The sequence below is a fragment of the Natronorubrum halophilum genome (assembly GCF_003670115.1).
GTDB lineage: Archaea > Halobacteriota > Halobacteria > Halobacteriales > Natrialbaceae > Natronorubrum > Natronorubrum halophilum.
Map to the genome: position 1 here is coordinate 259,101 of NZ_QQTY01000002.1, position 13,804 is coordinate 272,904.

Annotated in this window: 15 protein-coding genes; 11 read left to right on the forward strand and 4 right to left on the reverse strand. The window is 63.9% G+C overall.

Going from position 1 to position 13,804, the window contains the following annotated elements; translation table 11 throughout:
- Nucleotides 1-378 precede the first annotated feature (378 nt).
- From metG to DWB23_RS23955, 3 genes are all read left to right on the forward strand, one after another.
- The gene (gene metG, locus DWB23_RS07390; RefSeq protein WP_121742184.1) at nucleotides 379-2,541 is read left to right on the forward strand and encodes a methionine--tRNA ligase; all 2,163 of its coding nucleotides are present in this window, start codon (nucleotides 379-381) and stop codon (nucleotides 2,539-2,541) included.
- A 132-nt stretch (nucleotides 2,542-2,673) separates the two neighbouring features.
- Complete coding sequence (locus DWB23_RS07395; RefSeq protein ID WP_121742185.1) at nucleotides 2,674-3,177, forward strand: hypothetical protein; 504 nt, start codon at nucleotides 2,674-2,676, stop codon at nucleotides 3,175-3,177.
- 118 nt (nucleotides 3,178-3,295) lie between these two features.
- Nucleotides 3,296-4,054 carry an SH3 domain-containing protein gene (locus DWB23_RS23955; protein WP_394341743.1) on the forward strand — a complete coding sequence of 253 codons (759 nt, stop codon included), beginning with the start codon at nucleotides 3,296-3,298 and terminating at the stop codon, nucleotides 4,052-4,054.
- A 29-nt stretch (nucleotides 4,055-4,083) separates the two neighbouring features.
- On the opposite strand, the gene DWB23_RS07405 is transcribed toward DWB23_RS23955, so the two are convergent.
- A complete protein-coding gene (locus DWB23_RS07405; protein WP_121742186.1) occupies nucleotides 4,084-4,371 on the reverse strand; it encodes a GYD domain-containing protein in 288 nt (95 codons plus the stop codon).
- 121 nt (nucleotides 4,372-4,492) lie between these two features.
- Between DWB23_RS07405 and pyk the strand changes: the two genes are divergently transcribed.
- From pyk to DWB23_RS07430, 5 genes are all read left to right on the forward strand, one after another.
- Entirely contained in the window at nucleotides 4,493-6,250 is a 1,758-nt protein-coding gene (pyk, locus tag DWB23_RS07410) for a pyruvate kinase (RefSeq protein WP_121742187.1), read from the forward strand.
- 120 nt (nucleotides 6,251-6,370) lie between these two features.
- Nucleotides 6,371-6,814 carry a DUF7312 domain-containing protein gene (locus DWB23_RS07415; protein ID WP_121742188.1) on the forward strand — a complete coding sequence of 148 codons (444 nt, stop codon included), beginning with the start codon at nucleotides 6,371-6,373 and terminating at the stop codon, nucleotides 6,812-6,814.
- Nucleotides 6,815-6,911: 97 nt separating this feature from the next.
- Nucleotides 6,912-7,490 carry an NfeD family protein gene (locus DWB23_RS07420; protein ID WP_121742189.1) on the forward strand — a complete coding sequence of 193 codons (579 nt, stop codon included), beginning with the start codon at nucleotides 6,912-6,914 and terminating at the stop codon, nucleotides 7,488-7,490.
- Nucleotides 7,491-7,565: 75 nt separating this feature from the next.
- Nucleotides 7,566-8,708 carry an SPFH domain-containing protein gene (locus DWB23_RS07425; RefSeq protein ID WP_121742190.1) on the forward strand — a complete coding sequence of 381 codons (1,143 nt, stop codon included), beginning with the start codon at nucleotides 7,566-7,568 and terminating at the stop codon, nucleotides 8,706-8,708.
- A gap of 81 nt (nucleotides 8,709-8,789) precedes the next feature.
- Entirely contained in the window at nucleotides 8,790-9,407 is a 618-nt protein-coding gene (locus DWB23_RS07430) for a winged helix-turn-helix transcriptional regulator (RefSeq protein ID WP_121742191.1), read from the forward strand.
- 57 nt (nucleotides 9,408-9,464) lie between these two features.
- Here the strand turns inward: DWB23_RS07430 and DWB23_RS07435 are convergent, their stop codons facing one another.
- The 3 genes from DWB23_RS07435 to DWB23_RS07445 all read right to left on the reverse strand — a co-directional run bounded on the left by DWB23_RS07435 (nucleotide 9,465) and on the right by DWB23_RS07445 (nucleotide 11,252).
- The gene (locus DWB23_RS07435) at nucleotides 9,465-10,124 is read right to left on the reverse strand and encodes an HAD family hydrolase (RefSeq protein WP_121742192.1); all 660 of its coding nucleotides are present in this window, start codon (nucleotides 10,122-10,124) and stop codon (nucleotides 9,465-9,467) included.
- Nucleotides 10,125-10,253: 129 nt separating this feature from the next.
- Entirely contained in the window at nucleotides 10,254-10,487 is a 234-nt protein-coding gene (locus DWB23_RS07440; RefSeq protein WP_121742193.1) for a DUF7123 family protein, read from the reverse strand.
- Nucleotides 10,488-10,724: 237 nt separating this feature from the next.
- Nucleotides 10,725-11,252: a DUF84 family protein gene (locus tag DWB23_RS07445; RefSeq protein ID WP_121742194.1), complete on the reverse strand. Its 528-nt coding sequence runs from the start codon at nucleotides 11,250-11,252 to the stop codon at nucleotides 10,725-10,727.
- 219 nt (nucleotides 11,253-11,471) lie between these two features.
- Between DWB23_RS07445 and DWB23_RS07450 the strand changes: the two genes are divergently transcribed.
- From DWB23_RS07450 to DWB23_RS07460, 3 genes are all read left to right on the forward strand, one after another.
- Nucleotides 11,472-12,452, forward strand: a complete 981-nt coding sequence (locus tag DWB23_RS07450; protein WP_121742195.1) for a transcription initiation factor IIB — start codon at nucleotides 11,472-11,474, stop codon at nucleotides 12,450-12,452.
- Between the two features lie 79 nt (nucleotides 12,453-12,531).
- Nucleotides 12,532-13,224: a type I 3-dehydroquinate dehydratase gene (locus DWB23_RS07455; protein WP_121742196.1), complete on the forward strand. Its 693-nt coding sequence runs from the start codon at nucleotides 12,532-12,534 to the stop codon at nucleotides 13,222-13,224.
- 102 nt (nucleotides 13,225-13,326) lie between these two features.
- Complete coding sequence (locus DWB23_RS07460) at nucleotides 13,327-13,791, forward strand: zinc ribbon domain-containing protein (protein ID WP_121742197.1); 465 nt, start codon at nucleotides 13,327-13,329, stop codon at nucleotides 13,789-13,791.
- Nucleotides 13,792-13,804 lie beyond the last annotated feature (13 nt).

Here is a 13,804-nt window from a genome sequence, read left to right on the forward strand (position 1 = left end):
ATATGTCAAAACAGTACATGACTGTCGAGATTGGAAATACGGTCTTTGTGGTCCGTATCCGGACAATAACTGCGTATCTCTTGTCGGTATCACACGACCGTCCGAGACGAACGCGAGTCGCGGAGCCGAACAATTATGTACGTGTGTCCACAAGTAGAAATCGATGACGCGTACCGTCCGTAGCGCTCTTTTGATGCGACTGTAGCGACGGTACACGCCGGGTGGAACGCTTCGAATACATCGCTCATACGATGTTCGCGTGGCGTCGAAACTCGGCTCAGTTTCGACCGCTCGCTCGAAAGCGATCGGTCTCGCTCGAGAACCAACTACCGACCGAAAACCGGCGGGTTTTACGCCCGTCACCGACAGCACACAGATATGAGCAACGACGACTTTCCGACGGACCGACCCGCGATCGTGACCTGCGGGTTGCCCTACGCCAACGGCGACCTGCACATCGGTCACCTGCGGGGGTATATCGGCGCAGACGCGTTCAACCGAGCCCTCGAGACGCTGGGCCAGGAAACGGCCTACGTCAGCGGCTCGGACATGCACGGCACGCCGGTAGCCGTCAACGCCGAACGGGAGGGTGTCGACCCCGAAGACTTCGCCGTCGAGTGGCACGAACAGTACGAGGAGACGTTCCCGCAGTTCAACGTCGACTTCGACAACTACGGACACACCCACGACGAGACCAACACCGAACTCACCCAGGAGATCGTCCGTAAACTGGACGACGAGGGCTACATCTACGAGAAAGAGATTCAGGTCGCCTACGACCCCGACGCCGACCAGTACCTCCCCGACCGCTACGTCGTCGGCACCTGCCCCTACTGCGGCGCGAGGGCGCGCGGCGACGAGTGCGACGAGGGCTGCCAGCGCCACCTCGAGCCCGGCGAGGTCGAGGATCCCGAAAGCACGATCACCGGAAATCCGGCCGAGTACCGCGAGCGGACCCACAAGTTCTTCGAGGTCTCCGAGTTCACGGACTACCTCACCGAATTCTTGGACGGTCTCGAGGGAACCTCGAACGCGCGTAACCAGCCGCGCCAGTGGATCGAAGACGGCCTGCAGGACTGGTGTATCACGCGGGATATGGACTGGGGGATCGACTATCCCGGTTCTGATGACGGAGACGGTAACGACCTCGTCCTCTACGTCTGGGTCGACGCGCCTATCGAGTACATCGCGAGTACGAAACAGTACAGCGAACGCGTCGGGACGGACGAGTACGACTGGGAGCGCGTCTGGAAGGAGGACGGTGATATCGTCCACGTCATCGGCCGCGACATCATCCAGCACCACGCCATCTTCTGGCCCGCGATGCTCGAGGGCGCGGGCTACAACGCCCCGCGAGGAATCGCCGCGACCGGCTTCATCACGATCAACGGGAAGGGGCTCTCGACGAGCCGCAACCGCGCGATCTGGGCCAGGGAGTACCTGGACGAGGGATTCCACCCCGACCTCCTGCGGTACTACCTGACGACCACGGGCGGGCTTCAACAGGACGTCGACTTCTCGTGGGACGCCTTCCAGGAGAAGGTCAACGGCGAACTCGTCGGCACCGTCGGTAACTTCTGGTACCGCTCGCTGCTCTTCGCCTACCGAAACTACGAGGGCACCCCGGACGTCTCCGAGTCACACTCGGAGGTCAGCGAGACACCGTCTCGCGCTTCGGACGTCTCCGAGGAGGTCGGAGAACGGATCGAGGGCGCGATCGGCGAGACTCGAGCGGCGGTCAACGACTACGATCTTCGCGGCGTCGGCCAGGCCGCGACGCGACTCGCGCAGTTCGGCAACGAGTACATCCAGCGCAACGAGCCCTGGAAACTCACGGACGACGATCCGGAGCGAGCCGCACAGGTCATCCGCGACTGCGTCCAGATCGCCAAGGCCGTCAGCGTCCTCCTCGAGCCGATCACGCCCGAGAAAGCCCAACTGCTCTGGGAGCAGATCGGTGAGGACGGCGAGATCGGGGACGCCCACCTCGGGGACGCCCTCGAGGCCCCGCCGCGGAGCTTCGACGAACCCGGCGAACTCTTCGAAAAGATCGAGGACGAGCGCGTCGCGGAACTCACCGCAAAGCTCGAGGATCGTGTCGAGGCGGCGTCGGACGAGAGCGCCGGTGGGGACGACGCCGCGGACGAAACCGAAAGCGACGACACCGCCGCGAGCGAAACCGATGGTATGACGGATACTGGCGATCTCGAGCCGCTTCTCGAGGATCGGATCGGCTTCGACGACTTTCAGGACCTCGATATCCGCGTCGGACGGATCGAGGAAGCGGAGGGGATCGAGGGAGCGGACGACCTCGCACGTCTCGAGGTCGATATCGGCTTCGAGACCAGGCAGGTCGTCGCGGGAATCAAGCAACTGCACGATCTCGAGGAGCTTCCCGGGACCAAGTGCGTTCTGCTGGCGAACATGGAGCCCGCGGAGCTGTTCGGCGTCGAGTCCAACGGCATGATCCTCGCGGCCGGCGAGGAAGCGGATCTGTTGACGACTCACGCTGACGCCGAAATCGGCGAGAAGGTGCGGTAAGTCGACGCTCGAGCGGATTCGAATCCGGCTGACGCGTCGGCTGAAGCTGCACCCGCGTTCGACCGGCGCGAGTACGGTGACGCTAGTTTTCTAGGCCATAATTTATAAATATTTACGTGAAACCGGAGAGTCGTGAACGAGCTGATCGGCGACCACCTCGACGAGTGCGCCGAGGGCGGCGTGATTTCCCGGGACGCGATCGAAGCGTGTGGCGAACGGTACAGGGAGCAGGGGTATCTAACGCGTCGACAGTTGTACGCCCTCTCCTACGCCGTCTCGACGCGGAACGCCCACCGCGTCATGCGGAACTCGCGGGAGGAGTGCGAGACGATGACAGCTAACGCCGTCACCGTCACGGACGACATCTCCCGAATCACGCTGCTCACGGGACTGTGTGGGCTCGAGACGCTGACCGCGTCGTGCGTGCTGGCGGGACTCGATCCGCAGCGATACGCGGTCGGTGACGAGACTGTTTGGGCGGCGTTGGCCGATCTCGGGCGCGTTCGCGGATCGAACGGCCGGATCGCCCCTCGCGAGTACTGCGTCTTACTCGAGCAGGTCCGCGCCGTCGCCGCTGAGAGCGACTATTCGCCCGCTACCGTCGGCTACGCGCTCTACGCCTACGGTTCGGAGTAGACGCCGCCACCGGCTCTTACCGGTATTATTGTCGATCCGACGACATCGAATACATATATCTTTTCATGGATTTTCCATCAAATCCCGTATCGTGACGTGTCGCAACGATGCGGTCGCAATGAAGCTATCACGACGAACGCTGATGCGAGTAACGGGCGTGGCGGTCGGCGGCACCGCCATCGGCGCGTCGACCGCGACCGCATCCTTCTCCGACGGCGAGGAGGTTCAGATGACGACCGACCTCAACGGCCGCGAGGGTCCCGGTTTGCACTACGACGTCGTGCGGACGTATCCGGAGGGGACGACGGGCGAAATCATGAACGGTCCCGAGGAGAGCGACGGATACACCTGGTGGGGACTGCACGTTCCGAGTTACGGCGAGTGGGTCTGGTGCGCCGGCACCTACCTGACGAGCGGCGGCGGTTCGCCCGGCGACTGCACCGACCAGTATTACACGTCCCAGAACGTCGACGACCTCGCCCGGGTCATCACCTCGGAGGCCTCGATCAGCGAGACGCCGGCCCGGACGGCCGTCGGATTCACCGTTCTGACGCGGATGGAACAACAGGGCGTCTCCACCGTGCGCGACGTGTGGGGCGCGTACGCGAGGAACCAGTCCCCCACGGCGGAGATCACGGCGCTCGCGGACGACATCCTCCGGTGTGCCGTCTCGGACAACAGCGGCGGCGCGACGCATTTCTACTCGCCGATGAGCATGCCCAAAGAGGGAGAGGACACGAGCGGGTACGACACGAGCGGCGGACTCGAGTGGACCGAGGGGCTGGACCGGCGTAACTACCGACCGGGCTGGGCGCTCGATCTCGAGTACGTTCCCGTCGACGGCGTTCCCGAGCGGGAGTTCAAGTTCTACCGATAGACGTCGTTCGGGGTCGGCCGCGCCCCGGGTTATATCTCGTCGACGAGGTTCGCGAAGTCGTCGGTGTCGACGATCTCCATCGTCTGGCCCTCGAGACCGTGGCGACGGAGCGTCAGCGCGCACTTGAACGCCGCCTCGCGATCGTCGACCTCGAAAGTGATGAGGAAATCGGCGTTGCCGAGGGCGGCGTAGGAGTCGATCAGTTCGGCGTCGTGCTGTTCGAACTCGGTCCGGATCTCGCCCCAGATCGAGGCGAGTTCCTGTGCGTTCTGGACGTCGCGGTCATCGAGTTCGATGAGCGAGGCGTAGGTGGGCATGATCCGATCGTGGGCCGGTCGATGCAAAACGGTTCACGTGGCAAATTACGGCCCGACGAGTAGGAACTCGAGTTCGAGTTAATCACCTACCTTTTTAGCGATACCCGCGTTAGCTCGAGCCATGAGAAACGCCAAAATCGTCTGTACGCTCGGGCCCGCCTCGAGCGATCGGGAGACGATCCGGGAGCTCGCAGCTGCGGGTATGTCGGTCGCTCGGCTGAACGCGAGCCACGGCAGCCGGGAGGACCGAGCCACGCTGATCGATCGCGTTCGCGCCGTCGACGAGGAGCGCGACGAACCCGTCGCGGTGATGCTCGACATGCAGGGGCCCGAAGTTCGGACCGCACCGCTTCCCGACGGTGAGACGGTGACGCTCGAGACCGATTCGGAGATACGATTCGCCGAGGGCGATAGCGTGACGTCCGAAACGGTCGGCCTCTCGTTGCCGATCGATCCCGTCGAAGTAGGCGACCGAATCCTGCTCGACGACGGGTTGATCGAGACGACCGTCATCGCACAGGAAGACGACGCGATCCGCGCTCATGTCGATACCGGCGGCGAGTTGGGCGGACGCAAAGGCGTCAACGTTCCCGGCGTCGACCTGGACCTCGATATCGTCACCGAGGAAGACCGTCTGGACCTCGAACTAGCCGCCAGAAAGGAGGTCGACTTCGTCGCGGCGAGTTTCGTCCGGGACGCCGAGGACGTCTACGAGGTCAGCGAAGTGCTCGAGGAACTCGGCGCCGAGATCCCGATCGTCGCGAAGATCGAACGCGCGGGCGCGGTGGAAAACCTCGACGATATCATCGAGGCGTCCTACGGAGTCATGGTCGCCCGCGGCGATCTGGGCGTGGAGTGTCCGATGGAGGACGTGCCGATGATTCAAAAGCGAATCATCCGTAAGTGTCGGAACGCGGGGTCGCCGGTGATCACGGCGACGGAGATGCTCGATTCGATGGTCCACGCCCGGCGACCGACGCGGGCGGAGGCCTCGGACGTTGCAAACGCCGTCCTCGACGGCACCGACGCGGTGATGCTGTCGGCCGAGACGGCCATCGGCGACCATCCCGTCGACGTGGTCGACGCGATGGGGCGTATCGTCCGCGAAGTCGAAGGCTCCGACGAGTACGCCGAGTTGCTCGAACAGCGCGTCCCCGCCGCAGGCGAGGCGCGAACCGACGCGCTGGCCCGATCAGCGCGATTTCTCGCGCGCGACATCGGTGCGGACGCGGTCGTGGCGGCAACCGAATCCGGCTACACCGCCCTGAAGACGGCGAAGTACAGGCCGGGCGTTCCGGTCGTCGCCTCGACGCCGAGCCACAGCGTTCGCCGACAGCTCGCGCTCTCGTGGGGCGTGACGCCGCTGTACGCTCGCGTTTCGGATCAGGGAGCCGACGCCGTCGTCGAGAAAGCCGTCCAGGCAGCGCTCGATGCGGGCGTCGCCGAGAGCGGCGACACCGTCGTCGTCCTCTGCGGGATGATGACCGAACTCGAGGGAGCGAACACGACGAACATGATGAAAGTTCACGTCGCCGCGGACTCGCTGACGACCGGCCGCGTCGTCGTCGAGGGGCGGGTAACCGGCCCCCTCGTTCGGGTTTCCGACGGCGACCTCTCGGACGTCCCCGACGGAGCGATCCTGTCGCTTCCGGCGGACTTCGACGAGGAGTTCGAGGGCGATCCGACGAGGATCGGCGGGATCGTCGACGCACAGCGGGGACTGACCGGCTATCCGGCACTGGTTGCCAGAGAGATAGACATTCCGATGATCAGCGGGGCCGACCTCTCCGAACCCGCGGACGGAACCGTCGTGACGCTCGACGCCGAACGCGGCGTCGTTTACGGTGGCAACATCGGCGACCGCAGCGAACGAACCTGAGACGGTTCGAACGTCGCCGTGAATCGGTCCGCTCCGATATCCGGCGGCTCGAGTCGACGCGGAGTATCGTCGGGGAAATCGGACGGCGGGTTTTTGACGCCGGAACGATTACGACCGGGTATGGCAGACGACGCGTCCGGGACCGACGGCGACGATGACGGCCACGAGGAGGCGTCACCGACGGAATCGGACGTCCAGAGCGCGGACGACGAGCGGGGACAGCGCGAAGATAGCTGGGGGAGAACGGACCGAGACGGGCAGATGGACCGCGACGACCGGGCGGCTCACGACGACCGGGCGGACCGGGACGGGCGGATCCGCGCTACTGATACCGAGAACGTCGCGCACGACGAAAATCACGACGACGGCTACCGGATCCCGCTGGACCTCTCCGGTGCGGACGACGAGACTGACGACGCCGATACCGATGATTCGTACGCGCCCGAACCCAGTTCGACACCGATCGAGCCCGGCGACCCGGCCCTCGAGAACGTCCTCTTCGTCTTCCTCGGTGCGGTCGTGATGATCCTCGTTATCTTCCGGACCATCTCGATTCCGTTCTGAGCGGGCGCCAGAGCCTGATTTACCGGTCTTGCCTGCTGAAACACGCAACCGAAGGACCTCGATAACCTTTAATTTGGGTGAGAACTTAGCTCAGCACATGCTCGAACCTCTCCTCGGAAACATGCCGCTCGCGCTTCTTGTCGCGGGGCTCGTACTGATGGCGCTCGAAGCCCTGTCGCCCGGCGCACATCTCATCGTGATCGGGGTCGCACTGGTCGGCGCAGGGTTGATCGGCGTCATTTTCCCGTCCCCGCTGAGCCCGTTCATACTGGCGGCGCTCACGCTCGCTATCGGACTCGCCGCGGCGTACGTCTACAACGAGTTCGACTTCTACGGCGGCAAGGGAACGGCCCAGACGACGGACTCGAGTTCCCTCTCCGGCACGACGGGGTACGTCACCGAGACGGTCACGAACCGGGGCGGGGAGGTCAAACTCGACAAAGGTGGGTTCGCACCCTACTACAGCGCCCGCTCGACCAGCGGAACGATCGAAGAGGGCGAGGAGGTCATCGTTCTCGACCCCGGCGGCGGAAACGTGCTCACGGTCGAATCGCTCGGAGCGATCGGCGAAGACGAAATCGACCGCGCGCTCGCTCGGGATGCCACGGCGTCCGATTCGCCGGCAGGAGACGACGAACGCGGCGACGACGAGTCCGAGACCGAGACGGAGAAATAGCGGTGACGCACCCGAAACGAGACATGTCGATGAAATAAGGGAACGTTTTTCCCGTCCCCCCCGTAAGATCGGACTATGGTCGTAGAATTACTGCCACTTCAGGCGGGTGGTGCCCTGCTGGTCGTCGGTGCCCTCGTCCTCCTCGTCGTTATCGCCGCACTACTCAGCGCGATCGAAATCGTCGACGCGTACGAGAAACGCGCCCTGACCGTCTTCGGAGAGTATCGAAAACTCCTCGAGCCCGGTATCAACTTCGTTCCGCCGTTCGTCTCGAACACCTACCGGTTCGACATGCGAACGCAGACGTTAGACGTCCCCCGACAGGAAGCGATCACGCGGGACAACTCGCCGGTGACGGCCGACGCCGTCGTCTACATCAAAGTGATGGACGCCAAGAAGGCGTTCCTCCAGGTCGACGACTACAAGAAGGCCGTCTCCAACCTCGCCCAGACGACGCTGCGCGCCGTCCTGGGCGACATGGAACTGGACGATACGCTCAACAAGCGCCAGGAGATCAACGCCCGCATCCGTCAGGAACTCGACGAACCCACCGACGAGTGGGGGATTCGAGTGGAGTCCGTGGAGGTCCGCGAGGTCAACCCGTCCAAGGACGTCCAGCGCGCGATGGAACAACAGACCTCCGCCGAGCGAAAACGCCGCGCCATGATCCTCGAGGCACAGGGTGAACGCCGCAGTGCCGTCGAGAAAGCGGAGGGTGACAAGCAAAGCGAGATCATCCGCGCACAGGGTGAAAAGCAGAGTCAGATCCTGGAAGCGCAGGGTGACTCGATCTCGACGGTCCTTCGCGCAAAATCCGCCGAATCGATGGGCGAACGGGCCATCATCGACCAGGGAATGGAGACCCTCGCCGAGATCGGCCAGAGCGACTCGACGACGTTCGTCATGCCCCAGGAACTCACCTCCATGGTGGGCCGCTACGGCAAACACCTCTCGGGCAGCGACGTCAAAGAGGACGGCCAGCAACTCGACAGTCTCGAGTTCGACGAGGAGACGCGCGAACTGATCGGCCTCGACGACATCGCCGAGATCATCGGCGAGATCGACGAGGAAGCCGAGATGGACCTCGAGGCGATGGAGCAGGAAGCCCAGGCGATCAAGGAAGGCAAGGACGCCGGAACCATCTCCGATCCGGACGAGGTCATCGAGGAGATGGACCAGGAGTTCGCGGGCGACGCCAGACCCGACAAAACTGATTAACGCTTGACAGTCAGTTTTCGGTGAATAAAGCGGAGCGAAACCGGTTTTACCACTCGTCACATTTCGGATGATACGCACAGCATGACGGGTTCTGATGGGGTCGACGACAACAAACGAGCGACCCTCCGCCGATTTGCGGCACTCGGTGCTGCAACGCCGCTTGCCGGCATTTCCGAGTCGGCAGCGGCTGATACGGGCGAAAGCGACGCTCGCGACGCGATCGCCGGCTATCTCTCGACGACGCCCGGCGCACACTTCTCGAAGATCCGGGACGACCTCCAGCTCGGCACCGGAGAGACCCAACACCACCTGCGCCGTCTCGAGGAACTCGAGGTAATCGAGCGTTTCCGCGACGGGGATTACAAGCGATTCGTCCCGGCGGGGCGCTTCGACGACTTCGAAAAGCAGGCGCTCGGCTACCTTCGACGGGAGACGCCTCGCGGGATGTTGGTCGAACTCCTCCGCAACTCGGACGCGACGGCTGGCGACCTCGCGACGGCGCTCGACGTCTCGCCGCCGACGGTGAGCAAGTACGCGGGCGAACTCGAGGAAGCGGGGCTGCTCTCGCGAGAGGACGGGTACGCCGTCGAACGTCCCGGGACGGTGTTGATCCTGGTCGTCCGCCACGCCGACTCCTTCGGCGAGGGGGCGAGACGCCTCGCGCGCAACGCGGATCAGTTCCTCGAGTACAACGGGTAAGCGGCTGTTACCGACTGTAAGAACGTATTACTGACCGAACGCTTCGACGCTCGCGTTTCAGATCGTTTCGACGACGTCTAACAGATCCGTAAGCGACTCGCATTCGGCGGTCGCCTCCGCAGGGCAGCCGGCGTCGCGATTGTGGGATCGGCGAAGGTACGCGGTCTTGAGTCCGGCCGCGTGCCCGGCCGTGACGTCCGTGGCCGAATCGCCGACGTAGAGGCCGTCGCTGACGCCCAGTTCCGAAAGCGCGTCCTCGATGAAGTGCGGCTCCGGTTTCCGGCGCTCGTAGTCCGCGAACGTCGGACGGCGTCCGCGAACGACGTCGAAATCGAACGCCAGGTGGTCGGCGACGAACTCGGCGGTCGCGTGGCGGTTGTTGGTCACGAGACCGATCGTCGTCCGCTCGGCGAGGTCGCGAATCGCGTCGATATCGTCGTAGGTGCCGCGCTCGCCCGATCGAATCAGGTCGTGACTCGTCGCCGAGGCGTGCTCGTCTTTCAGTTTCCAGAACGTCGCGGCATCGATACCGAGCGTTTCACAGCGATCGCTGACGCGCTCGAGCGTGTGTCGCTGGAGGTCATCTCGTTGTGCCGTCGTCGGCTCTACGCCGAGTTCGGCGAGCGCGGCGTCCGCGGCGTCCGCGTACACCTGCGGGTCGGTTCCCGGTCCCTCGAGGATGACACCGTCCATGTCGAAGAGAACTGGCGCTGACATTCGTCGATCGCACATACGTCACGAACCGTGAAAAAGGTGAACACGAGAGCGATTCCTGCGAGTACGCGTCGGTGAAGCCGTACACCCGGCGGGGAGCGGGTACGCGATCGGCTTCGGTCAGACCGTCCGTTAAACGTTAACTTTCCACGTCGTACTCGAAGAGTAACCCCATTTTTCGATGTCCACGTCGAAGTCGCCGCTCTGGAGCGCCGTGATGTTCGAGCCGACCTCTTTCGCCGTCATTCCGAGTTCTTTCCCGATAAGGCGGGATTTGAAGTAGGTCTTCGTTCCTGCGTTGTCGCGGAGGTACTGGAGGATCTGACGTTGCTTGCCCGTGAGGTCGGCGGCCATTGCAGTGCTCATAATCGGTCCAAAGGCAGGTACACCCTTAGGGGGTTTGGTACGTGTGGTTAACCTACCGCCTTCTTGCGATTTTCTGGTGGGTAATAGGTGAATAATCGAGCAGAAAGCTTTCGTTGGTACGGTCGGTTAATATAGACTCTCTCCGCACTATCGTCAATTCCTGAGTGTACGCTCTCGGTGAACGTACTGTCGACCGTGTGACCCTGAGCGGGCTCGAATTCCCTCACGAACCACACGCTAACACGTCGTCGAATCGCGGTCATCAGCGACGAACGGCCCGAACGCACAGGCGACCGCTTCACCGAGCGCCTTCGTTCGATCCGTGAGACCGGCCGTGAGTACGCCGGCAGCGCCGTCGGCCTCGGCGATCCCGTCCGTTCCGAGCCGGTCGTCCATCACCGGTCCCAGTTCGGCCCCGTTTTCGAGGCGACGTGCGACGTCGTCGGGAAGCCGGAGCGTCGGGCCACCGCCGCGTTCCATCCGATCACCGTCGGTCGCGGCGGCCCACATGATCAGCGACACTCCCGGTACTCCGTCGAGTCGGGCGACGCCACCCTCGAGCCCGACCCCGTACTCGCCGTCGCTCGCGGCGAGCGCTCGTCGGGCGCGGTTTTCCGCCCCCGTTGCCGTCTCTTCGATGGACCACGGCTGCTCGGGGACGCCCGAGTCGACTGCGACCGCGGTTACCGACGGCCGGAATCGCTCGAGCGTCTGTTCGACGGCGTCGACTTTGACCGGGTTCGTGCTCCCGACGGCGACGTTCATAGGGGCGGTTCGAACGGTGTGGATTTGGAAACTCCGATTCGAATCGATTTCTCGGTCGTATTGTTTTGATCGATCATACTAGTCCCCGCGAATTACCCGTTTTCGAGAGGTGTCGGGCTCCGATTCCGAAACCCTTAACCCTCGAGTGTCGGAACGAGGTAGGTAACGAATCCGCCCGGGCTTTTGCAGCCAGTTCGGCCGGTCAGCACTCGCCATCGTATGACCAACACACCATCGAGCACCAGAGTACGGCGTACCGAACACGAAACGAGCGAAGAGACAACCGAGAGCGAGCAAAACGACCTCGCCTGCCCCGAGTGCGCGGGCAATCTCGTCGTCGACGACGAGCACGGCGAAACCGTCTGTGAGGACTGCGGACTGGTCGTCGAGGAGGACTCGGTCGACCGCGGTCCCGAGTGGCGGGCCTTCGACGCCGCCGAGAAAAACGAGAAGTCCCGCGTGGGCGCACCCACGACGAACACGATGCACGACAAGGGGCTGTCGACGAACATCGACTGGCGGAACAAGGACGCCTACGGCAACTCCCTCGGATCGCGCCAGCGCGAGAAGATGCAGCGTCTGCGCAAGTGGAACGAGCGCTTCCGCACCCGCGACTCCAAGGAGCGCAACCTGAAGCAGGCCCTCGGCGAGATCGACCGGATGGCGAGCGCGCTCGGCCTTCCGACGAACGTCCGCGAGACGGCCTCCGTCATCTACCGCCGCGCGCTCGACGAGGACCTCCTGCCCGGCCGCTCCATCGAAGGCGTCTCGACGGCCTGCGTCTACGCCGCCGCTCGCCAGGCCGGCGTCCCCCGGAGCCTCGACGAGATCGCCGACGTCTCCCGCGTCGAGAAAAACGAGATCGCCCGCACCTACCGCTACGTGGTCCGCGAACTCGGCCTCGAGGTCCAGCCGGCCGACCCCGAGAGCTACGTGCCGCGTTTCGCCTCGGGACTCGAGCTTTCCGACGAGGCCGAACACCGCGCCCGCGGGCTCCTCCAGAACGCGAAGGAAAAGGGCGTCCACAGCGGCAAGTCGCCGGTCGGCCTCGCCGCCGCCGCGGTCTACGCCGCGGCCCTGCTGACCAACGAGAAGACGACGCAGGCCGCCGTCAGCGACGTCGCCGACATCTCCGAAGTGACGATCCGGAACCGGTATCACGAACTCTTAGAGGCCGAGGAGACGCTCGGGCTGGCGTAACGTCTCGACGCTCGAAGCCACCGCGATAATCGTCGGATCGACACCGTTTTTCTCGCGCTCGTTCTCACCACCAGTATCGATGGGACTTGACTTCGACTCGTTCGTGCTCGCTGCACCGACGGCCGACCTCTCGGAAGAACCCGCCGCCCGCGAGCACGCGGACGCGATCGAGTTCCGGATGGATCTGGCCGAGGAGCCACTGGAAGCGCTCGAGACCTACGACGATGGCGGGGACGAACTCCCGATTCTCGCAACGAACCGGGCCGAGTGGGAGGGCGGTGAGTGGAGCGGCGACGACGAGCGGCGACTCGAGGTCCTGGCCGAAGCGACCGGGTTCGACGCCGTCGGGGCGATCGATATCGAACTCGAGGCGATTCTCGAGGGCGACGCCGAGGACGTGCTGGAAACGGCTCGCGAGCGCGACGTCGCCGTGGTCTCGTCGACCCACGATTTCGAGGGGACGCCCGCTCGAGGCGAGATGGTGTCGACGCTGACCGAGGCGAGCAAGTACGCCGACGTCGCGAAGATGGCCGTAACCGCGGCGTCGAAGAAGGATACGCTCGCGTTGCTTTCGGCCACGGAGCAGTTGACTGCCCACGGCGACACCGTCGCAACGATGGCGATGGGAGAAGTCGGGAGCCACACGCGTGCAGTCGCACCGGTGTACGGGTCGAAGATCGGCTACGCCCCCGTCGATCCGGCGCAGGCGACCGCACCGGGGCAGTACGATCTCGAGACGCTCTCGAAACTGGTCGCTCGATTACACGAGTGACGATCGACCGCCGTCGCGCCTGCGGGCCCGGATGCGCGCCTCAGTCGGTCGTCGGAGAGAAATCGGAATGTTAAGGGTCGGGGTCTCCTAGTATCACGCACGATGACATGGTTTCGCGCGATCTTCGCCGCTGGTCTTTCGGTACTCTTGCCCGGTGCAGGCCATGCCTTGATTCGGGACTGGCTTCGCGCCCTCGTGTTTGCTGGCCTTTACTTCTTGGCGATCGGGTTCTTTTTCCCCACTGGCCAGATCGCCGCTGCCGGTTCGCCGGCCGAAGTGATGGATATCGTCACCACGGAGACCGATTCGATCTCCCAGTTCGTGCTCTCGTTTCTCGTCCTGTTCGCGACGATCGACGCCACGTTTCGGGCGGTCGGGTTCCCGCCGGGCGGAAACACGTCGAGCGACGGACCGTCCTGTCCCAACTGCGGCAAGGAACTCGATCAGGATCTCACGTTCTGTCACTGGTGTACGACCCGTCTCGAGCCGATCGAATCCGAGATGCCCGAGGAATCCACGGATCCGGAAGCGGCCGAACGCGAGACGGAAGAGACGCCCCGTCCCTGAACTGCTCGGTTTT